This window comes from Stenotrophomonas sp. YJH_SMC_130, assembly GCF_059369035.1.
Genome location: NZ_JCAFSH010000001.1, coordinates 267,256 through 287,085 on the forward strand (window position 1 = coordinate 267,256; position 19,830 = coordinate 287,085).

18 protein-coding genes are annotated in these 19,830 nt (G+C 67.8%); 13 read left to right on the top strand and 5 right to left on the bottom strand.

Annotated elements, in window-relative coordinates; all coding sequences use genetic code 11:
* The first annotated feature begins 332 nt into the window (after nt 1–332).
* From pstS to rnt, 10 genes are all read left to right on the top strand, one after another.
* Complete coding sequence (gene pstS / locus AC5P5V_RS01365; protein ID WP_061478537.1) at nt 333–1,421, top strand: phosphate ABC transporter substrate-binding protein PstS; 1,089 nt, start codon at nt 333–335, stop codon at nt 1,419–1,421.
* An 82-nt stretch (nt 1,422–1,503) separates the two neighbouring features.
* Nucleotides 1,504–2,472: a phosphate ABC transporter permease subunit PstC gene (pstC, locus tag AC5P5V_RS01370; RefSeq protein ID WP_134969225.1), complete on the top strand. Its 969-nt coding sequence runs from the start codon at nt 1,504–1,506 to the stop codon at nt 2,470–2,472.
* Nucleotides 2,472–3,335: a phosphate ABC transporter permease PstA gene (gene pstA, locus AC5P5V_RS01375; RefSeq protein ID WP_005415894.1), complete on the top strand. Its 864-nt coding sequence runs from the start codon at nt 2,472–2,474 to the stop codon at nt 3,333–3,335. Before pstC ends, pstA begins: the two co-directional genes overlap by 1 nt.
* A gap of 19 nt (nt 3,336–3,354) precedes the next feature.
* Complete coding sequence (gene pstB / locus AC5P5V_RS01380; RefSeq protein WP_049411272.1) at nt 3,355–4,185, top strand: phosphate ABC transporter ATP-binding protein PstB; 831 nt, start codon at nt 3,355–3,357, stop codon at nt 4,183–4,185.
* A 58-nt stretch (nt 4,186–4,243) separates the two neighbouring features.
* On the top strand, nt 4,244–4,957 hold the full coding sequence (phoU, locus tag AC5P5V_RS01385; RefSeq protein WP_231352637.1) for a phosphate signaling complex protein PhoU: 714 nt from the start codon (nt 4,244–4,246) through the stop codon (nt 4,955–4,957).
* 237 nt (nt 4,958–5,194) lie between these two features.
* Complete coding sequence (locus tag AC5P5V_RS01390; protein ID WP_057498351.1) at nt 5,195–5,554, top strand: HvfA family oxazolone/thioamide-modified RiPP metallophore; 360 nt, start codon at nt 5,195–5,197, stop codon at nt 5,552–5,554.
* The gene (locus AC5P5V_RS01395; RefSeq protein ID WP_061478539.1) at nt 5,541–6,416 is read left to right on the top strand and encodes an HvfB family MNIO-type RiPP peptide maturase; all 876 of its coding nucleotides are present in this window, start codon (nt 5,541–5,543) and stop codon (nt 6,414–6,416) included. The genes AC5P5V_RS01390 and AC5P5V_RS01395 overlap by 14 nt, the downstream gene beginning before the upstream one ends.
* Nucleotides 6,409–7,164: an HvfC family RiPP maturation protein gene (locus tag AC5P5V_RS01400; RefSeq protein WP_061478540.1), complete on the top strand. Its 756-nt coding sequence runs from the start codon at nt 6,409–6,411 to the stop codon at nt 7,162–7,164. Before AC5P5V_RS01395 ends, AC5P5V_RS01400 begins: the two co-directional genes overlap by 8 nt.
* 25 nt (nt 7,165–7,189) lie before the next feature.
* Complete coding sequence (locus AC5P5V_RS01405; protein ID WP_134969211.1) at nt 7,190–7,711, top strand: HvfX family Cu-binding RiPP maturation protein; 522 nt, start codon at nt 7,190–7,192, stop codon at nt 7,709–7,711.
* Nucleotides 7,712–7,941: 230 nt separating this feature from the next.
* Nucleotides 7,942–8,526: a ribonuclease T gene (gene rnt, locus AC5P5V_RS01410; protein ID WP_005408782.1), complete on the top strand. Its 585-nt coding sequence runs from the start codon at nt 7,942–7,944 to the stop codon at nt 8,524–8,526.
* An 80-nt stretch (nt 8,527–8,606) separates the two neighbouring features.
* Here the strand turns inward: rnt and AC5P5V_RS01415 are convergent, their stop codons facing one another.
* From AC5P5V_RS01415 to AC5P5V_RS01430, 4 genes are all read right to left on the bottom strand, one after another.
* The gene (locus tag AC5P5V_RS01415) at nt 8,607–8,744 is read right to left on the bottom strand and encodes a hypothetical protein (protein WP_181357917.1); all 138 of its coding nucleotides are present in this window, start codon (nt 8,742–8,744) and stop codon (nt 8,607–8,609) included.
* A 12-nt stretch (nt 8,745–8,756) separates the two neighbouring features.
* Complete coding sequence (locus AC5P5V_RS01420) at nt 8,757–11,783, bottom strand: ligand-binding sensor domain-containing diguanylate cyclase (RefSeq protein WP_134969212.1); 3,027 nt, start codon at nt 11,781–11,783, stop codon at nt 8,757–8,759.
* Between the two features lie 176 nt (nt 11,784–11,959).
* A complete protein-coding gene (locus tag AC5P5V_RS01425) occupies nt 11,960–13,369 on the bottom strand; it encodes an ATP-binding protein (RefSeq protein WP_231352636.1) in 1,410 nt (469 codons plus the stop codon).
* Between the two features lie 6 nt (nt 13,370–13,375).
* Nucleotides 13,376–14,104 carry a response regulator gene (locus AC5P5V_RS01430; RefSeq protein WP_005415886.1) on the bottom strand — a complete coding sequence of 243 codons (729 nt, stop codon included), beginning with the start codon at nt 14,102–14,104 and terminating at the stop codon, nt 13,376–13,378.
* A 204-nt stretch (nt 14,105–14,308) separates the two neighbouring features.
* On the opposite strand from AC5P5V_RS01430, the gene AC5P5V_RS01435 reads away from it, so the two are divergent.
* Genes AC5P5V_RS01435 through AC5P5V_RS01445 form a run of 3 tightly spaced genes read left to right on the top strand, consistent with a single transcriptional unit; the run spans nt 14,309 to nt 18,941 of the window.
* Nucleotides 14,309–15,550, top strand: coding sequence for an efflux RND transporter periplasmic adaptor subunit (locus AC5P5V_RS01435; RefSeq protein WP_134969396.1), 1,242 nt, complete (start codon nt 14,309–14,311; stop codon nt 15,548–15,550).
* Nucleotides 15,547–17,505, top strand: coding sequence for a MacB family efflux pump subunit (locus AC5P5V_RS01440; protein ID WP_154350475.1), 1,959 nt, complete (start codon nt 15,547–15,549; stop codon nt 17,503–17,505). The genes AC5P5V_RS01435 and AC5P5V_RS01440 overlap by 4 nt, the downstream gene beginning before the upstream one ends.
* On the top strand, nt 17,502–18,941 hold the full coding sequence (locus AC5P5V_RS01445) for an efflux transporter outer membrane subunit (RefSeq protein WP_231352635.1): 1,440 nt from the start codon (nt 17,502–17,504) through the stop codon (nt 18,939–18,941). Before AC5P5V_RS01440 ends, AC5P5V_RS01445 begins: the two co-directional genes overlap by 4 nt.
* Before the next feature lie 82 nt (nt 18,942–19,023).
* On the opposite strand, the gene rlmB is transcribed toward AC5P5V_RS01445, so the two are convergent.
* Nucleotides 19,024–19,767, bottom strand: coding sequence for a 23S rRNA (guanosine(2251)-2'-O)-methyltransferase RlmB (gene rlmB, locus AC5P5V_RS01450; RefSeq protein WP_005408775.1), 744 nt, complete (start codon nt 19,765–19,767; stop codon nt 19,024–19,026).
* Between the last annotated feature and the right edge of the window lie 63 nt (nt 19,768–19,830).

Here is a 19,830-nt window from a genome sequence, read left to right on the forward strand (position 1 = left end):
ATCTCGCGCTCTTCTTGTTTTCGGGGATGCACCTGCCTCTGTAGAGCCGAGCCGACGCTCGGCTGCGCTCTGGAGCGTGCGGACCAACGGTCCGCACCTACCGTGGGCAGGGAGCTGTCGCGCATTGACACTGCAAGGACCAACCCGCCGTCATATCGGTGCGCAGATCCGGGGTTTCCGGGCCCCGGCCGGATCGGCGCCAGCCCTGTGAAACCCTTGTCAGAACGTGATCCAGTACACCTCTGTCATGGTCGTAATACGGCTGTAACAAAAACATCATTTCATAGCCGCATCCGCCGACCGCGTCGGCTCTTCCCCGCTATGGAGTGACCATGAAACTGCACTCGGCCGGCCTTGCCGCCCTTTCCCTGGCCATCGCCCTGGGCCTGTCGGCCTGCGGTGGCGACAAGCAGGCCGCGCAGCAGCCGGCTACCGACGGTACCGCCGCTCCGGCCGCCGCCGGTGCCAAGGTGACCGCCGAAGTGTCCGGCGCGGGCGCGTCCTTCATCTTCCCGCTGGTCTCCAAGTGGTCGGCTGACTACAACGCCAGCACCGGCGCCAAGATCAACTACCAGTCGATCGGCTCCGGCGGCGGCATCGCCCAGATCAAGGCCGGGACCGTCGACTTCGGTTCGTCCGACAAGCCGCTGAGCAGCGAAGAGCTGGCCCAGGCCGGCCTGGCGCAGTTCCCGTCGGCCATCGGCGGCGTGGTGCCGGTGGTCAACATCGAAGGCCTGGAAGCCGGCAAGCTGCGCCTGAGCGGCGCCCTGCTGGCCGACATCTTCCTGGGCAAGGTCAAGACCTGGAACGACCCGGCGATCGTCGCCGCCAACCCGGGCGTGAAGCTGCCGGACGGCAAGATCACCCTGGTCCACCGTTCGGACGGTTCGGGCACCACCTTCAACTTCTCCAACTACCTGTCCAAGGTCAGCCCGGAGTGGAAGAGCAAGGTCGGCGAAGGCACCTCGGTGCAGTGGCCGGACGGCGTCGGTGGCAAGGGCAATGAAGGCGTTGCCTCCTACGTGAAGCAGATCAAGGGCTCGATCGGCTACGTCGAACTGGCCTATGCCCTGCAGAACGGCATGCCGTACACCGCCATGCAGAACGCCGCCGGCAACTGGGTCGAGCCGAGCGCGGAAACCTTCGCCGCTGCGGCCGCCAGCGCCGACTGGGCCAGCGCCAAGGACTTCAACCTGGTCATCACCAACGCCCCGGGCGAGCAGGCGTGGCCGATCACCGCCACCAACTTCATGCTGATGCAGAAGCAGCCGAAGGACGCCAAGCGCAACCAGGACACCCTGGCCTTCTTCAAGTGGGCCTTCGAGAACGGCCAGGCCCAGGCCAACGAGCTTCACTACGTGCCGCTGCCGGCCGAACTGGTCAAGCAGATCGAGGCCTACTGGGCGACCGACCTGAAGTGATGGACTCGACGGTGCCCGCCCCGCGCGGGCACCGCTTGTTCCACGCCGTGCCGCCCCGCCCCTTCCTGGCCCAGCCGTCCCCATGAATGCCATCGCCCAGCCTGTAGCCGCCCCGTCCACGCGTGATACGCGTGATGCCCGCAACGACACACTGTTCCGATGGGTGCTGGTCGGCACCGTCATCTTCGTACTGATCGCCCTGGCCTGCGCCGCGCTGTCGATGCTGTGGGGCGGTCGCCATGCCCTGCAGATGCAGGGGCTGAGCTTCTTCTTCTCCGCCGACTGGAATCCGGTCGAAAACAAGTTCGGCGCCCTCGCCCCGATCTACGGCACCCTGGTCACCGCCGTCATCGCGATGGTCATCGCCGTGCCGGTCAGCTTCGGCATCGCCTTCTTCCTCACCGAAGTCGCGCCGCGCTGGCTGCGTGGCCCGGTCGGTACCGCCATCGAACTGCTGGCCGGCATCCCCTCGATCATCTACGGCATGTGGGGCCTGTTCGTGCTGGTGCCGGTGATGACCGAGTACGTCACCCCGTTCCTCAACGAGACCCTGGGCGAATGGCCGGTCATCGGCCCGATGTTCCAGGGCCCGCCGCTGGGCATCGGCATGCTCACCGCCGGTTTCGTGCTGGCCATCATGGTCATTCCGTTCATTTCCTCGGTGATGCGCGAGGTGTTCCTGACCGTGCCCACCCGCCTGAAGGAATCGGCCTATGCGTTGGGCTCCACCAAGTGGGAAGTGAGCTGGGACATCGTCCTGCCCTACACCCGCTCGGCGGTCATCGGCGGCATCTTCCTCGGCCTGGGCCGCGCGCTGGGCGAAACGATGGCGGTGGCCTTCGTGATCGGCAACAGCGTGCGCCTGTCGCCGTCGCTGCTGGAACCGGGCACCACCATCGCCGCGCTGATCGCCAATGATTTCGGCGAAGCCACTGAAACCTACCGTTCGGCCCTGCTGCTGCTCGGCTTCGTCCTCTTCATCGTCACCTTCGTGGTGCTGGCCATCGCCCGCCTGATGCTGATGCGCCTGTCCCGCAAGGAGGGCAACTGATGTCCACCACCGCTGATTCGCTGTACCTGCGCCGCCGCATCGGCAACGTCGTTGCGATCACTGCGTCCTGCGCCACCGCCCTGTTCGGCCTGTTCTTCCTGGGCTGGATCCTGTTCACCCTGGCGGCCAAGGGCCTGGCCGGCATCAACTGGGATCTGTTCACCAAGATGACCCCGCCGCCGATGCAGGACGGCGGCCTCGCCAACGCCTTCTTCGGCAGTGCCGTGATGTGTGCACTGGCCATCGGCATCGGCACCCCGCTGGGCGTGCTGGCCGGTACCTGGCTGGCCGAGTATGGCAACGCCCGCAAGGCCGGCACCGTGGTCCGCTTCGTCAACGACATCCTGCTGTCGGCCCCGTCCATCGTGCTGGGCCTGTTCGTCTACACGCTGTACGTGATGCAGACCGGGGGCAACTTCTCGGCATTCGCCGGCGCCCTGTCGCTGGCCTTCATCGTGCTGCCGGTGGTGGTACGCACCACCGACGAGATGCTGCGCCTGGTGCCCTCGCAGATGCGCGAAGCGGCCCTGTCGCTGGGCATCCCGCAGTGGAAGGTGATCGTGCAGGTGCTGTACCGCAGTGCCTCGGCCGGCATCATCACCGGCATCCTGCTGGCGCTGGCCCGCATCTCCGGCGAGACCGCTCCGCTGCTGTTCACCGCCTTCGGCAACCAGTACTGGAACAACAACATTTTCCAGCCGATGGCTTCGGTGCCGGTGGTGATGAACCAGTTCGCCGGCAGCCCGTATGAATCCTGGCAGGTACTGGCCTGGGCCGGTGCCCTGGTGCTGACTGTCTTCGTGCTGCTGGTCAGCCTCGCCGCCCGCGGCATCCTGCTGCGCAACCGTATCTCCCATGACTGACCTTTCCGTGGATAACGCCATGAACGACCTTTCCAACGCCGTGCCGATGCAGCGCATCGCCGTGCCGTCCTCGCACGAGAGCCTGCACACCCCGGCTCCGGTCAAGCTTGCCGCGCGCGGACTGGACTTCTACTACGACAAGTTCCACGCCCTGAAGGGCATCAACCTGGAAATCCCGGAGAAGCGCGTGACCGCGCTGATCGGTCCTTCCGGTTGCGGCAAATCGACCCTGCTGCGCATCTTCAACCGCATCTACGCGCTGTACCCGAAGCTGGAAGCGCGCGGTGAGGTGCTGCTGGACGGCGAGAACATCCTGTCGCCGAAGTACCCGATGAACCGCCTGCGCAGCAAGGTCGGCATGGTGTTCCAGAAGCCGGTGCCGTTCCCGATGACCATCTTCGAGAACGTGGCCTACGGCATCCGCCACCACGAGAAGCTGAGCAAGGCCGACATGGCCGACCGCGTCGAGCAGGCGCTGCGCCAGGGCGCGCTGTGGGACGAAGTGAAGGACAAGCTGGGGCAGAGCGCACTGGGCCTGTCCGGTGGCCAGCAGCAGCGCCTGTGCATCGCCCGTGCCGTGGCCCTGCGCCCGTCGGTGCTGCTGCTGGACGAGCCGACCTCGGCGCTGGACCCGATCTCGACCAGCCGCATCGAGCAGCTGGTGGAAGAACTCAAGCACGAGTACACGATCGTGATCGTCACCCACAACATGCAGCAGGCTGCGCGCGTGTCCGACTACACCGCCTTCATGTACCTGGGCGACCTGATCGAGCACGACCGCACCGAAGTGATCTTCTCGCAGCCGTCGCAGCGGCAGACCGAGGACTACATCACCGGTCGCTTCGGCTGAAACCTCAGTCGAGTTACATCTAACGTCAGTCGAGCATGGCTCGACTCTACAGAGTGGAATGAACATGAATCTTCCCAACGACCACATCGTCAAGAGCTACGACGAAGAGCAGCAGCGCCTGGTGGCCGAAATCGTGCGCATGGGCGAGATGGCCGTCGCCCAGCTCGAAGCGGCGATGGACGTGATCGAGAAGCGCGACGAGAACGCCGCCCATCGCATCATCGCCAACGACGAAGCGATCGATGCGCTGGAGCAGCAGATCAGCCACGACGTGATGCGCCTGGCGCTGCGTGGGCCGATGGCGCGCGACCTGCGCGAGATCCTCGCAGGCCTGCGCATCCCGGCCGACATCGAGCGCATCGGCGACTATGCAGCGAACGTGGCCAAGCGCTCGATCGCGCTGGGCAAGGTGCCGCCGCTGCCGCAGATCCAGGGCCTGCGCGCGCTGGGCCGCCTGGCCGCGCAGCAGGTGCGCCGTGCCATCGCCGCCTACCGCGACAACGATGCCGAGGCCGCACTGGCATTGCGCGAGGACGACGCCCGCCTGGACGCCCAGTACACGGCGCTGTTCCGCGAGCTGCTCACCTACATGATGGAAGACCCGCGCAACATCACCCCGTGCACCCACCTGCTGTTCATGGCCAAGAACCTGGAGCGCGTGGGCGACCACGCCACCAACATCGCCGAGAACGTGTGGTTCCTGGTGCACGGCGAGCAGCCGCTGCCACCGCGTGAGAAGCGTGACGAGACCTCCAGCACCGGCCAGCCCTGACGCTGCACTGCAACACCGGAGTCGACTCCAAGGTGGCCGCTGTCCTGTGACAGCGGCCTTCCTTTTTTGCGGTGTTCCGCCCGCGTTGTGGGCGCCGTGCTTGCCCGGCGCAGACCTTCCGGATGCCTCTGTAACAAATCTCACGAAAATTTGAGTTCTTGGCGAGGATTCGTTGAGTAGGATCGCTGCACCATCGTTTCACCCCGGGCACCTGCCCACCACCCAGGAGTAAGACCGATGAGCAGTTCCAACAAGACCCTGTCCCTGCTGACCGCTACCGCCCTGGCCGCCGGCCTGGGCATGACCGCCAGCGCCTCGGCCCTGAGCATGAGCGACCTCGCCCAGGGTTACCTGGTGGCGGGCCAGGCGGCAAAGGCTGCCGATGCCAAGCACGCCGAAGGCAAGTGCGGCGCCGACGGCAAGACCGCTGAAGGCAAGTGCGGCGGTGACAAGGGCAAGGCTGCCGAAGGCAAGTGCGGCGAAGGCAAGTGTGGCGCCGACAAGGGCAAGGCCGCTGGTGCAGCGGCTGCCAAGACCGGCGACAAGAAGTCGGCTGAAGGCAAGTGCGGCGAAGGCAAGTGCGGTGGCAAGCACTGACGCCCGCGCCAGCCTCGTCCACCCGCGGTCGCCGCTTCGTGCGGCGGCCGCCGGGTTGGGCCTGCGCCGGGCGCTGCTGCAGGACCTGCGTGACGCCCCGGAAGGCGACTTCGACTTCCTCGAATGCGCACCGGAGAACTGGATCCATGTCGGCGGCCCGGCCGGTGATGCCCTGGCCGAACTGGCGCAGCGCCATCCGCTGAGCTGCCACGGCCTGTCGCTGTCGCTGGGCGGCAGTGCACCGCTGGATACCCAGCTGCTGGAACAGGTCGGCCGGTTCCTGGAGAAGCACCGCGTGCCGCTGTACAGCGAGCACCTGAGCTACTGCAGCGACGACGGCCACCTGTACGACCTGCTGCCGATTCCCTTCACCGACGAAGCCGTGCGCCATACCGCGCAGCGCATCAGCCGCGTGCAGGACCTGCTGGGCCGCCGTATCGCGGTGGAGAACGTGTCCTACTACCTGGCACCGGAACCGGCGATGGACGAGCTGGCGTTCACCAATGCGGTGCTTGCCGAAGCCGACTGCGACCTGCTGCTGGACGTCAACAACGTCTACGTCAACGCCTGCAACCACGGCTACGATGCCGATGCCTTCATCGCCGGCCTGCCTGCACGGCGCATCGTCTGCCTGCATGTGGCCGGTCATCTGGATGAAGCCCCGGACCTGAAAATCGATACCCACGGCAGCGCGGTGATCGATCCGGTCTGGGCGCTGCTGGCGCGTACCTATGCACGGATCGGCCCGCGCCCCACCCTGCTCGAACGCGATTTCAATTTCCCGCCGTATGCGGAACTGCAGGGCGAACTGCAGACCATCCGCCGCCTGCAGGCCACGCACGCCGGGATGGCACATGATTGATTCCGCCAACACCCTGCGCGCGCAGCAGCACGCGTTCACCGCACACCTGCGCGACCCGCAGGCGGTACCTGCGCCGGCCGGCCTGGATCCACGCCGGGTCGCGGTATACCGGCACCTGCTGTTCAACAACCTGCTCGGCCTGTTGAGCAACGGTTTCCCGGTCTGCGTGCGCCTGCTTGGCGAACCGGCCTGGAGCGCCCTGGTGCACCACTACTTCGCCACGCATCGCTGCCAGACACCGCTGTTCACCGAATTGGCCGCTGAATTTGTGCAGTGGCTGCAGGCGCAGCCACAGCTGCCCCACCCGGCATTGGCCGAACTGGCGCACTACGAGTGGGTGGAAACCGCGCTGTACCAGCTGCAGGCCGAACCGCTTCCTGCGCCTGGCGATACTGATCCACTTCGGGTGCCGCTGCGGCGTTCGCCGCTGGCGTGGCCGCTGCTGTACCAATGGCCGGTGCACCGTCTCGGTGCAGAGGATGCGCCGACCCAGCCCCTTCCAGAACCCACCGGCCTGCTGGTCCGCCGCGAAGCCGACGGTGAAGTGCGATTCGCCGCGCTCAGCCCGCTGGCGGTACACCTGCTGGCCAGCATCGGCGAACGGCCCGGCCTGGAAGGACAGACGTACCTGCAGCAGCTGGCCACCTCGCACGGCCTGGCCGAAGACGCACTGGCCGAGCCCGGTGCTGCACTGCTGCTGCAGTTCCTGCAGGCCGGCGTGATCGGCCCGCTCGCACCCCCGCCCTGACGCCTCTTCCACTGGAGATCCAACGATGAACCTGCCGCTCCTGGCCGCCGCGCGCGGCCGGCTGGACCGTCTCGCCCCCTGGTTGGCGCCGCTGGGCCTGCGCCTGCTGCTCGCCTGGGAATACTTCGAATCCGGCCGTGAGAAGCTGCACGGCCAGAACTGGTTCGCCGACCTGCAGGACGCCTTCCCGTTCCCGTTCAACCAACTGCCAGCTGCCCTGAACTGGCAGCTGGCCACCTGGTTCGAACTGGTTGGCGCGGCCTGCCTGCTGTTTGGTTTCGGTACCCGCTTCGCCGCCGCCAGCCTGCTGGTGCTGACCGTGGTGGCGACCTATGCGGTGCATTGGCCGATGCAATGGAATTCGCTGGGTGACCTCGCGATGGGGTATGCCATCAGCGACCAGGGCTACGGCAACTTCAAGCTGCCGGTGCTGTTCATGGCCATGCTGCTGCCGCTGATCTTCACTGGCGCCGGCAAGCTGAGCGTGGACGCCTGGTTGGCCCGGTGGCAGCCATCGGTCACGACGGCACGGCCTGCGGTGCGCTAGATGCCGGCCATGGTCGGTGCGCCGTGTGCCAACCAAGGTTGGCACCGGAATCCTGAGCGTGCGGTGCCCGGTAGGTGTCGACCTTGGTCGACACACGCCCACGCAGGGAACCCATGCGCAGAAGGCTGGCCGGGCGCTCAGGGTCGCTCTGCTAGAATTCACGCATGACTGACTCCCCCTCCGCACCTGCCGCCGCTCCCGATTCCGCAGTACCCCAGGCGCAGCGCGCGATGTCACAACGCTTCCGCGGCTTCCTGCCGGTGGTGGTGGATGTGGAAACCGGTGGCTTCGACAGCCAGCGCAATGCGCTGCTGGAGATCGCCGCGGTGCCGATCGAGATGGACGAGAACGGCCTGCTCTACCCCGGCCAGACCGCCAGTGCCCACGTGGTCCCAGCCGAGGGCCTGGAAATCGATCCGAAGTCGCTGGAAGTGACCGGCATCATCCTCGACCACCCGTTCCGGCTGGCCAAGGAAGAAAAAGCGGCGTTGGACCACATCTTCACTCCGGTGCGTGCGGCGATGAAGAAGTACGGCTGCCAGCGCGCGATCCTGGTGGGCCACAACGCGCATTTCGACCTCGGCTTCGTCAACGCGGCCGTGGCCCGCACCGGCCACAAGCGCAACCCGTTCCATCCGTTCAGCGTGTTCGACACGGTCACCCTGGCCGGTATCGCCTACGGCCAGACCGTGCTGGCGCGTGCGGCCACCGCCGCCGGGCTGGGTTGGGATGCCAACGAGGCACACAGCGCGGTGTATGACACCGAGCAGACCGCGCGGCTGTTCTGCACCATCGCCAACGCCTGGCCGCGCTGAAGCGGCCAACGGCGGAGCCCCTCGTGGCGTGAAGCGAATCATCAGTTGGGCCGGACACGTTGCTGGGTGCCCCGGAAAGATCAGAAAAGCAGGAGCAACAGCGGATCGCTGCGCTCGTCGGGGCTGCCGACGACCTCTGTGGTGGGTACTCCTTTGGTGGGTGCCGACCATTGGTCGGCACCGCCGGTTGGTGCGGCACTCCAGTAGATCCACGTCATGCGTGGATGCGATCAACCGATGCTCGTGCGATCGCGGCCGTCGCTCTTGGCGCGGTACAGCGCGCGGTCGGCGCGCTGGTACAGCAGCGCCGGGGTGCGGTCGTCGGCATCCAGCTCTACCAGGCCCGCGCTGAAGGTGACACGCAGGCCCGCCACGCCGCCCCAATCGGGATGATCATGGAACAGGCCGCGCAGGCGCGCGCACAGCTGTGCGGCTTCCTCCAGGCGGGTGTCGTTGAGCAGCAGCGCGAACTCTTCGCCGCCGGTGCGCGCCGGCAGGTCGGAGTCGCGGCAGGCCGCTGCGATCAATGACGCCACCTGCACCAGCACGGCATCGCCGATGCTGTGGCTGTGGCGGTCGTTGACCTCCTTGAAGTGATCGATGTCGAGCACCACCAGGCACAGCGGATGACCACTGCGCTGTGACCGGGCGAAGTCACGCGCCAGCGTTTCGTCGAAGGCGCGGCGATTGGCCAGGCCGGTCAGTGCATCCTCGCGGGCCTGCCGCTCGAAGGCTTCGGCCTGGCGCGCCAGGCGCTCGGCCAGTTCGGTCTTTTCCTGGTTCAGCGCCTGCAGGTGCACCGTCTTGGCCTGCAGATCGAAGGTCGCTTCGTCCACCCGCCGTGCCAGGCGCAGGTTGCTGGCCTTCAGCTGCTGCAGCAGCAGCCGGTACAGCGCCACCAGTCCAGCCAGCAGCAGCATCCCCGCCAGCACCTGCACGCTGCGGCGCTGCCACCAGAACGGCTCCACGGTGAAGCTCCACACCGCCTCCTGCTGGCCCCAGCTGCCGCCGGGATGGGCGGCCGCCACATGCAGGGTGTAGTCGCCCGGCGGCAGGCCGACGAACTCAACGCTGCGCTGCGGGCCGCGCTCGACCCAGCCGGCATCCAGCCCGTCCAGCCGCGTGCGGTAGCGGATCCGGTCGGACATCAGGTAGCTCAGGCCGACATAACTCACCGCCAACCGGCGCCCCCCTGGAATATGGTTGCGATCCGGCCCTTCCCAATGCACCGGCGCGCCATCCACCTGCACGCTCTCGATCGCGGCCGGCGGCGATGGCCGCTCGCGGAAACGCTGCAGGCGCTGCGGGTCGACCGTGCTCAGGCCGCCTGCGGTGACCACCCAGAACGTGCCGTCCTGGCGCAGGATCGCCGATGGGCTGGAGCTGCCGTTGGCCTGTGCATTGGCCATGCCGTCGATCTCGTTGTAACGCTCCACCCCCACCCGCGGCGTGCGGCCATCGGCCACGGCGTTGAGGGTGGCCATATCGGTGCGCAGCACGCCGCGATTGCTGCTGATCCACACATTGCCAAGGCGATCCGGCACCAGCTGGAACACCGCATCCACCGGCATGCCCTGCTCGAGCCCCACCCGCGCCAGCCTGCCGTTGCGCCAGCGATACAGCCCGCGATCACTGCTGATCCACATCGCGTCGCCCAGCTGGTGGAAGCCGAACACGCTGCGGCCACCGCCCAGCGGCGCCAGGTCGATCGACTGCACGTGGTCGCCGCGCAGCACGCGGATGCCTTCGATGGTGCCGATCCACAGGTTGCCCTGATGGTCATGCTCAAGCGCGGTGATCAGGCCGCCGGGCATGCCCGGCACGTTCGAGACCTGCACTTGGTCGCCGTCGATGCGCACCACGCCCTTCTGCGTGCCGGCCCAGACCACGCCCTGCGAATCAACGCTGATCGCACGGATGTTGCCACCCGGCATGCCGTCGGCTGCCGCGTAGTTGTGGCGCAGGTGGCCGTCGCGGCCGAGCCGGTAGACCCCGTCGCCGAAGGTGCCCGCCCACAGGTCACCGTCCGGCCCCTGCGCCAGGCTCAGGACGGACGGTGCCTTGCCACCGCGGTTGTGCAGCGGCACGGCACGGAACCGGCCATCCGGCGTCTGCAGGTCCAAGCCACTGGCGCTGCCGACCCACAGCTGGCGATCTCGATCCTCGAATACCGTGCGCACGTAGTCGCCACTGAGCCCATCGCGCTCGGTGTAGCTGCTGAACAGTGTTTCGCGCAGGCGATAGAGCCCGCCGTTGGCGCCCACCCAGATGCTGCCTTCGGCATCCTCGCGCAGGCTGACCACGCGTCCGCCCGGCAGGTTCAGGCCGGCCGGCAGTCGCTCCAGGCCATGTGCGGAGATGCGCAGCAGGCCCTGGTTCTCGGTGCCCAGCCACAGGTCACCGTGCCGGTCCTGCAGCATCGAGGTCATGTGCAGCTGGCCCGGCAGGCGGTGCACCAGCACGAGCTGGTCATCCTCCACCCGGTACAGGCGCTCACCGGCGACAATCCACAACGCGCCATCCGGCGCACGGTAGGGCCACGACAGGCCACTGCCGGCACCCAGCCCCCATGCGGCGGGGGCGCGCTTGAGCACGCCATCGTTGTCGCGCAGCACCAGCCCGTCCAGCGTACCGACCCAGACCCGGTCCTGCGCATCGACCACCAGCCTGGTGAAGCTCATCGCCATCGGCAGGTCCGCCGCCGGCGCCTGGTAGACAATGCCGCTGTCCGGCGTCAGGTAGCCGATTCCCTTGCCTTCGTACAGCAGCCACAGCCGGCCCTGGCTGTCCATCTGCATGGACTGGATCAGCACCTGCGGCGTATCGGCCTGGTGCTCCCATACCCGCCATTGGCCATCACTGCCACGGTGGCTGACGTTGCCGCGCGAATCACTGATCCACAGTCCGCCCTGGCGGTCGACGAACAGGGCGCCGATGCCGTTGTCGCGCAGGCCCGGGCGCGTGCTGCGGTCGAACACGGTGAAATCCAGGCCGTTGTAGCGCACCAGCCCTTCCCAGGTGGCGAACCAGAGATGGCCTTCCGGCGTCTGCGCGATGTCGCGCAGCGAGTTGTGCGGCAGGCCGTTGCGCGAGGTCCATACATCGATGGCGTAGTCGCGCAGCGGGGGCGCGTCTTCCTGCGCAGCCAACGGCAGCGCAAGGGCCAGCAGCAGCCACAACAGGCCCTGCCGCAGTGCCCGCCTGAATCCTGATGCGCGGCGCTCCACCCAGCGCCTCTTGTCCCCCTGCCCGCCCATCACCGCAGCGGCGGCGGCCAGGTGCGGCTGCAGGACGCGGCAGCGTGCGGGAACAGCCGGGCAGCGTGCAATGGCATGCCGGCAGGAACGGGCTGGCTCATCGGGGGGAGACTGGGGAGATGCGCAGATGATAGGCCAAACCCCGGCCCCGGCGTCACCGTTCGCAGCGCGCCGACTCAGCCGGCGCGGCCGGGTGCCACCACCTGGGCACTGGCAGGCCACTGCACCACCGCCTCCAGGCCACCTTCGGCCCGGTTGCGCAGCCACAACCGGGCGCCGTCCTTCTCGGCCAGGGCGCGCGCGATGGTCAGGCCCAGGCCGGCCCCGCCGGTTTCGCGCGAACGCGAGGTCTCCACCCGCACGAACGGATCGAACACCGCCTCCAGCTGCTCTTCGGCCAAGCCCGGGCCGTCATCGGCCACCACCACGGTAATTGCACCGCCGCTGCGTTCAACCCGCACCCGTGCCCGCTGCGCGTACATCACCGCGTTGTCCACCAGGTTGGAGAACAGCCGGTGCATGGCCAACGGACGCAACATCAGCACCGAACCACTGCCCCCTTCGAAGACCACATCACCGCCGCCTTCGGCGGCGTCCTCGACAATGCTCTCCAGCAGCGAATCCAGGTCAAGTGCGGCGCGCTGCTCGGCACTCTCGGCGCTGCGCGCCAGTTCCAGGCCCTCGCGCACCAGCGCCTGCATCGCCGCCAGGTCGCCGATCAGGCGCTCACGCAGGGCCTCGTCGCTGACATTCTCCAGGCGCAGGCGCAGCCGCGTCAGCGGCGTCTGCAGGTCGTGGGTGATCGCCGCCAGCATCTGCGTGCGTTCGGCCAGGTGCCGCTGCAGGCGGTGCTGCATGGCGTTGAAGGCTTCGGCGGCACGCTGCACTTCGCGCGGCCCGCGCAGTGGCAACGGGTCGCGCTGCAGGTCATCGCCAAGGTCTTCTGCGGCTGCGGCCAGTTCCTGCAGCGGCGCGCTGGCCATGCGCGCGACGATATAGGCCAGCACGGCAATCGCCAGCACCAGCAGGGTCAGGAACCATGGGTCCACGGCGAGGATGCCGTTGTGCGCCACCGCCGGCGAGTCCAGCGCCAGCTTCAGCAGCGTGCCGTCGTTGAGGGTCACGTCCACTGCACGGCATTTCGGCGGGATGAACGCGGGGTCGCGCTCGCGCGGCGGCCGCCGGTGGCCCGTCGGCGGCGGCGGCAGCAGCTCCTGCAGTTTGGGAATGCAGGAGCGGAACGAAGCGAAGTGCACGTGCGCGCGCGACACCGGCCCGGGGCGGTCTTCCAGCACTTCCATCAGCGCCGTGTCGGCACGCCCCAGGCGTGCGCCCGGCTGCAACGCGCGCACGCTCGGCCCGCCGATCGCCAGCAGGCGCTCGCGCAGCTCCGGATTGCCGTCCAGCAGGTTGACGTAGCCCTGCAGGCGGTCGGCGATGCGGTTCAGGTTCTGCCGCTCGAACTCCTGCTGGCGCTTGGAGGTGGCCAGCATGGTCGCGCCGATCGCAGCCACCGCCATGCCCAGCAGCAGGATCACGAACAACCGCCCGACCATCGAGGACAGGAAATGGCGCAGGCGCTTCATCGCGGTTTATTCCAGGTTGACCGACGAGGCCAGCACGTAGCCTTCGTTGCGCACGGTCTTGATCAGTCCATCCGGGCCACCATCGTCGCCCAGCTTGTTGCGCAGGCGGCTGACCTGCAGGTCGATCGCGCGGTCCTGAGCTTCGTAGTTGCGGCCACTGCTGAGCGCGACCAGCTGCTCGCGCGACAGCACCTTGTTGGCGTGGGCGATGAACACCCGCAGCAGGCGGAACTCGGCGCCGGACAGCACCACCACGCGGCCATCCGGATCGACCAGGTGGCGATGCTCCAGGTCGAATACCCAGCGCGAGAAACGCGCGCGGCGTACCGCCAGCGGTTCCAGGTTGGCCGGCAGCGCCTCGGTCCGGCGCAGCACGTTGCGGATGCGCGCCAGCAGTTCGCGCGGCTCGAACGGCTTGGCCAGGTAGTCGTCGGCGCCCATTTCCAGGCCCAGCACGCGGTCGATCGGCTCGGCGCGCGCGGTCAGCATGATCACCGGCGTGTTGGAACGCGCACGCAGGTCACGGCACAGGGTCAGACCATCCTCGCGCGGCAGGTTGAGGTCCAGCACGATCAGGTCCACGTGCTCGCGGTCCAGCAGTTGGCGCATGGCGGTGCCATCGGCCGCAGTACTCACCTGGTAGCCGGCGCGGCCGAGCTGCTCGGCCAGCAGCGTGCGGATGTCGTTGTCGTCGTCGACGATCAGCAGTCGATGCATCGGGTTTTCAGTCTCCATGTCGCGATCATCCCGTGTCGGCAGCTGAACCGCATCCGGGGCAATGCGTACCAGTGTATCCACCCGCGGGCGGGATACCTGTGGTTACGCCTGTTCACCGACAGTGTTACATACAGACATACCCTGAGGATTGAGCCGTCCATCGCCCGGTCTTCACAATGCCCACCAACGCCGCCTTCGCGGCCTCGAGAGTGAAGCCACGACGTGACGTTCCGCCTGCTGCCAGCGACCCGCCGGAGTCGCCTGATGCTGATCGCCCTGCTCGCCCTGATCGTCGCCGCGACCGCCTGGTGGCTGCTGCGCAAGCCCGCCGCCCCGGCGGTGGCAACCTCGCCGGTCAGCCGCGGTGACATCGAACAAACGGTGGATGCCACTGGCGTGATCGACGCCTACAAGCTGGTCAGCGTCGGCGCGCAGGCCTCGGGCCAGATCAAATCGCTGAAGGTACAGCTGGGCGACACCGTGAAGGAAGGCGACCTGATCGCCGAGATCGATGCCACCACCCAGCAGAACCAGGTGCTCAACGCGCAGGCCTCGCTGGACCAGGTCACCGCCCAGCGCGCAGTGCAGCAAGCCACCCTGCGCCAGGCCGAACTGGAGTTCGCGCGCCAGCAGCAGATGCTGGCCGCCGAGGCCACCTCGCGCCAGGAATACGATGCCGCCGAAGCACAGCTGAAAACTGCCCGCGCCCAGCTGCAGTCCTACGAGGCGCAGATCAAGGGCCGCGAAACCGAGCTGGGCACCGCCCGCGCCAACCTGGCCTACACCCGCATCACCGCGCCGATGGACGGCACCGTGGTCGCGGTGGTGGCCGAGGAAGGCCGTACCGTGAACGCCAACCAGACCGCACCGACCATCGTCATGCTGGCGCGGCTGGACGTGGTCACCGTCAATGCCGAGATCTCCGAGGCCGACGTGGTCAAGATCAAGCCCGGCATGCCGGTGTACTTCACCACCCTGGGCGACCCGGACCGCAAGTATCACGCCACGCTGCGCCAGATCAATCCGGCGCCGGCCTCGATCGCCAACGAAAGCTCCTCCAGCTCCAGCAGTTCGTCCAGTTCCAGTTCCAGCAGTGCGGTCTACTACAACGCGCTGTTTGATGTGGAAAACCCGGACGGCACGCTGCGCATCGACATGACCGCGCAGGTCTCGGTGCTGCTCAAGCAGGCCAAGGGCGTGCTGATGGTGCCGGCGGTGGCACTGGGACCGAAGCGCCGTGGCGATGAGCGGATGGTGCGGGTGCTGGACGACAAGGGCCAGCCGCAGCCGCGCAAGGTCACCGTGGGCATCAACAACGGCGCCTCGGCCGAGATCCTGTCCGGCTTGAAGGAAGGCGAGCGCGTGGTGGTCGGCGAAGCCGCTGCGGCCGGTGCCAGCGCCGGCGGCGGCAACCGCGGCGGCATGCAGATGCGGGTCGGCGGCCCGGGCATGGGGCGCCGATGAGCACGACGGCGCCGCTGCTGCGCCTGCGCGACCTGCGACGTGAATTCCCGGCCGGCGACGATGTGATCGCCGTACTGCGCGACGTGAACCTCGACATCCACGCCGGCGAGATGGTCGCCATCGTCGGCCAGTCCGGCTCGGGCAAGTCGACGCTGATGAACATCCTCGGCTGCCTTGACCGTCCCACTCGCGGCAGCTACCAGGTGGCCGGCCGCGAAACCGGAAAGATGGAGCCGGACGAACTGGCCGAACTGCGCCGCGAGCATTTTGGTTTCATCTTCCAGCGCTACCACCTGCTCGGCGACCTCGACGCGCGCGGCAATGTGGAAGTGCCGGCCGTTTACGCCGGCAGTCCCGGCCCGGTGCGCAACGCGCGTGCCGAGCAACTGCTGCAGCGGTTGGGGCTGGGCGACCGCATGCATCACAAGCCAGGCCAGCTCTCCGGTGGCCAGCAGCAGCGCGTGTCGATCGCACGCGCCCTGATGAACGGCGGCGAGGTGATCCTGGCCGACGAACCGACAGGCGCGCTGGATACGAAATCCGGTGAGGAAGTGATGGCGATCCTCGGCGAACTGCATGCCGAAGGCCACACCATCATCATCGTCACCCACGACATGAGCGTGGCCCAGCACGCACAGCGCATCATCGAGATCCGCGATGGCGAGGTCATTGCCGACCGCGCCAATCCGGATGCGCCGAGTTACCGCGCCCAGCGCGAAGCCAGTACCGGCGTCGCCCACGGCAACAGCTGGCGGGCGGCCCGCGACCGCTTTACCGAAGCGTTCCGCATGGCGCTGCTGGCGATGAACGCCCACCGCCTGCGCACCTTCCTGACCATGCTCGGCATCATCATCGGCATCGCCTCGGTGGTCTCGGTGGTGGCCCTGGGCAACGGCTCGCAGCAGCAGATCCTGCAGAACATCAGCGCGCTCGGCACCAATACCATCGACGTCTACCCCGGCCGCGGTTTCGGCGACATGCGCTCGGCGCGGGTGCAGACGCTCAAGGCCAGCGATGCCGACGCACTGGCGAAGCAGAGTTACGTGGACAGCGCCACCCCCAGCGTGTCGACCTCGGTCACCGCGCGCTACCGCAACCAGTCTTCCACTGCGCAGGTCAGCGGCGTCGGCGAGCAGTTCTTCCGGGTCAAGGGCGTGACTCTGCTCGGTGGCAGCTTCTTCGATGCCGATGCGGTCAAGGGCCTGGGCCAGGTGGCGGTGATCGACGAAAACACCCAGACCCAGTTCTTCCCCGATGTCGACCCGGTCGGCCAGGTGATCCTGCTCGGCAACGTGCCGGCACGCGTGGTCGGCGTGGCCAAGCGCCAGAGTTTCGGCTTCGGTGGCAGCACCAGCCTCAGCGTGTGGGTGCCCTACACCACGGTGATGTCGCGCATGCTCGGCCAGAGCCATGTCTCCAGCATCACCGTGCGCGTGGACGACAACACACCGATGGATGCCGCTCAGGAAGCGATCACCCGCCTGCTGACGATGCGCCACGGCACCGAGGATTTCTTCCTCAGCAACAGCGCCGAGATCCGCGACACCATCGAGCAGACCACGCGCACGATGACCCTGCTGATCGGCGCCATCGCCGCCATCGCGCTGCTGGTCGGCGGCATCGGCGTGATGAACATCATGCTGGTGTCGGTGACCGAGCGCACCCGAGAGATCGGGGTGCGCATGGCCGTCGGTGCACGACAAAGTGATATCCGCCAGCAGTTCCTGATCGAAGCGGTGCTGGTGTGCCTGCTCGGTGGCGTGCTCGGCATCGGCCTGGCCCTGCTGCTGGGCTCGATGATCGGCCGCTTCGCCAGCGACTTCCAGGTGCTGTTCTCCACCGCCTCGATTGTTGCCGCCTTCGCCTGCTCGACCCTGATCGGCGTGGCGTTCGGCTTCCTGCCCGCGCGCAATGCCGCGCAGCTTGACCCGGTAGAGGCCCTGGCACGCGAATGAAGATGATGACCCGACTGCCCTTCCCTGCCCCCTCGCGCCGGCTGCTGGCGGGTGCCGTTCTGCTCGCCCTGTCTGGCTGCGCCTCTGTCGGCCGCTATCCGGTGGCCGATCCCGACGTGGCGGCCCAGTATGGGCGTGGCGATGCCACCCTCAACGCACCGGCCGGCGACCCGCGCAGCAGCCTGGACACACCGGGCCACGACATCCGCCAGGACACCTGGTGGACCGGCTTCGGAGACGAGCGCCTGGACCGCCTGGTGGCGCAGGCGCTGGCCGCCAACAGCGACCTGGCCGCCGCCGGCCTGGCCGTGCAGCGTTCGCGCCTGCAGGCCGGCCTGGCCAGCAACGCGCTGTGGCCGCAGCCTTCGTCATCGGGCGTCAGCGGCAATGCCAGCCGCGCCACCGGCCAGGCCGACGAATGGCGCCGCAGCTACTCCACCGGCGTATCGCTGGGCTGGGAGGTGGATCTGTGGGGACGCCTGCGCACCCAGCGCGACATCGCCCGCTGGGAAGCCGAAGCCAGCGAGGAAGACCGGCAGAATACCGCCCTGCTGGTGATCAGCGACACCATCACCCAGTACTGGAACCTGGCCTACCTGAACCAGTCGATCGCCACCGGCCAGGCCAACCTGGAGCGGCTGGAGCGCACCCGCGAACTGGTGCAGGCCCGCTTCGACGCCGGTGCGGTATCGCGTCTGGAAGTGCGCCAGGCGCTGCAGAACCTGCAATCGCAGCGCGCCTCGCAGAGCGCGCTGGAACAGCAGCGGGTGGAGGTGCGCAACGCACTGGCCGTGCTGCTGGACGGCACGCCCTGGCCACAACAGGACGAACCGCAGGACCTGCTGGGCGCACGCAGCCCGCGCATTGTCGAGGGGCTGCCGGCCGATCTGCTCGGCCGCCGCCCCGACCTGCGTGCGGCAGAACTCCGCCTGCGCAACAGCCTGAAGACCATCAGGGTCACCGCCACCCAGTACTACCCGGCGCTGAGCCTGACCGGCAGCCTCGGTTCCAGTTCGGCCTCGCTGGGCGATGTACTGCGCAATCCGGTGGCCACGCTGGGTGCCGGCCTTTCGCTGCCATTCCTCAACCTGCAGCGCGCGCAGCTGGATACCGATATCGCCGGCACCAGCTATCAGATCGCCGCGACCAATTTCCGCAAGACGCTGTACACCGCGCTCTCGGAAGTGGACAACGCCCTGTCCGCGCGCGAGCAGCTGGCGCGCCAGGTCGCTGCCTCGCAGGCTTCGTACGAGGAAGCGGTGGAAGTGGAGCGCGCGCAGGAAGTGCGTTATCGCGTGGGTGCTACCGATCTGCGCACCTGGCTGGAAGCGCAGCAGACCCGGCGCGATGCCGAGCTGTCGCTGGCGCGCGTGCGCCAGGGCCAGCTGAACAACGACGTGACCCTGTTCAAGGCACTGGGTGGCAGCGCGGGGTAGCGGCTTCTGTAGAGCCGAGCCCATGCTCGGCTGCTTTCCTGATCGGGTATGCGATAGCCGAGCGTGGGCTCGGCTCTACAGATCAACCGCGCTGGCGCACGGCCTCGAACAGGCTGACGCCGGCGGCGACGGAGACATTCAGGCTCTCGATCTCGCCCGGCATCGGGATCTTGACCAGGCCATCGCAGTTCTCGCGGGTCAGGCGGCGCAGGCCGTCGGCTTCGCCGCCCAGCACCAGCGCGATGTTGCCCTTCAGGTCCAGCTGGTACAGCGACGCGGTGGCTTCGCCGGCCAAGCCATAAATCCACACGCCCTGCTTCTGCAGGTCCTTCAGGCAGCGCGACAGGTTGGTTACCGCCACCACCGGGATGAGGTCGGCGGCGCCGGCCGAGGTCTTGCGCACGGTGGCGTTGACCGTGGCCGACTTGTCCTTGGGGATGATCACTGCAGTCGCACCGGCCGCAGCGGCCGAGCGCAGGCAGGCGCCCAGGTTGTGCGGGTCCTGCACCTCGTCCAGCACCAGCAGCAGCGCCTTGCCCTCGGCCGCAGTGACCAGGCCTTCCAGCTCGTTCTCGCTGTAGGTGCGGGCGGCGGCATAGCGCGCGGCCACGCCCTGGTGGCGCACCGAGCCGCCCACACCGTCCAGCGCCTGGCTGTTCACCTTGCGCACGTCGATGCCCTTGCGGCGGGCGTTTTCCTCGATCTCGGTCAGGCGCGGGTTCTTCGCTCCGGCCTCGACCAGCACTTCGCGGACGTTCTCGGCGTCGTTCTCGATGGAGGAGGCGACGGCGTTGACGCCGACGATCCACTGGCTGTTCTTGCTCATGCGGGCGGGGACCGGAAAGGGGGTGGCTATGGTAGAGCATCGGCGGCGGCCGCGCTTCAAGGC

Excerpts from the sequence above, each read along its gene's own strand:
- pstS (WP_061478537.1), top strand. The coding sequence starts at position 333 with ATGAAACTGCACTCGGCCGGCCTTGCCGCCCTTTCCCTGGCCATCGCC.
- pstC (WP_134969225.1), top strand. The coding sequence starts at position 1,504 with ATGAATGCCATCGCCCAGCCTGTAGCCGCCCCGTCCACGCGTGATACG.
- pstA (WP_005415894.1), top strand. The coding sequence starts at position 2,472 with ATGTCCACCACCGCTGATTCGCTGTACCTGCGCCGCCGCATCGGCAAC.
- pstB (WP_049411272.1), top strand. The coding sequence starts at position 3,355 with ATGAACGACCTTTCCAACGCCGTGCCGATGCAGCGCATCGCCGTGCCG.
- phoU (WP_231352637.1), top strand. The coding sequence starts at position 4,244 with ATGAACATGAATCTTCCCAACGACCACATCGTCAAGAGCTACGACGAA.
- AC5P5V_RS01390 (WP_057498351.1), top strand. The coding sequence starts at position 5,195 with ATGAGCAGTTCCAACAAGACCCTGTCCCTGCTGACCGCTACCGCCCTG.
- AC5P5V_RS01400 (WP_061478540.1), top strand. The coding sequence starts at position 6,409 with ATGATTGATTCCGCCAACACCCTGCGCGCGCAGCAGCACGCGTTCACC.
- AC5P5V_RS01405 (WP_134969211.1), top strand. The coding sequence starts at position 7,190 with ATGAACCTGCCGCTCCTGGCCGCCGCGCGCGGCCGGCTGGACCGTCTC.
- rnt (WP_005408782.1), top strand. The coding sequence starts at position 7,942 with ATGTCACAACGCTTCCGCGGCTTCCTGCCGGTGGTGGTGGATGTGGAA.
- AC5P5V_RS01415 (WP_181357917.1), bottom strand. The coding sequence starts at position 8,744 with ATGACGTGGATCTACTGGAGTGCCGCACCAACCGGCGGTGCCGACCAA.
- AC5P5V_RS01420 (WP_134969212.1), bottom strand. The coding sequence starts at position 11,783 with ATGGGCGGGCAGGGGGACAAGAGGCGCTGGGTGGAGCGCCGCGCATCA.
- AC5P5V_RS01425 (WP_231352636.1), bottom strand. The coding sequence starts at position 13,369 with ATGAAGCGCCTGCGCCATTTCCTGTCCTCGATGGTCGGGCGGTTGTTC.
- AC5P5V_RS01430 (WP_005415886.1), bottom strand. The coding sequence starts at position 14,104 with ATGGAGACTGAAAACCCGATGCATCGACTGCTGATCGTCGACGACGAC.
- AC5P5V_RS01440 (WP_154350475.1), top strand. The coding sequence starts at position 15,547 with ATGAGCACGACGGCGCCGCTGCTGCGCCTGCGCGACCTGCGACGTGAA.
- AC5P5V_RS01445 (WP_231352635.1), top strand. The coding sequence starts at position 17,502 with ATGAAGATGATGACCCGACTGCCCTTCCCTGCCCCCTCGCGCCGGCTG.
- rlmB (WP_005408775.1), bottom strand. The coding sequence starts at position 19,767 with ATGAGCAAGAACAGCCAGTGGATCGTCGGCGTCAACGCCGTCGCCTCC.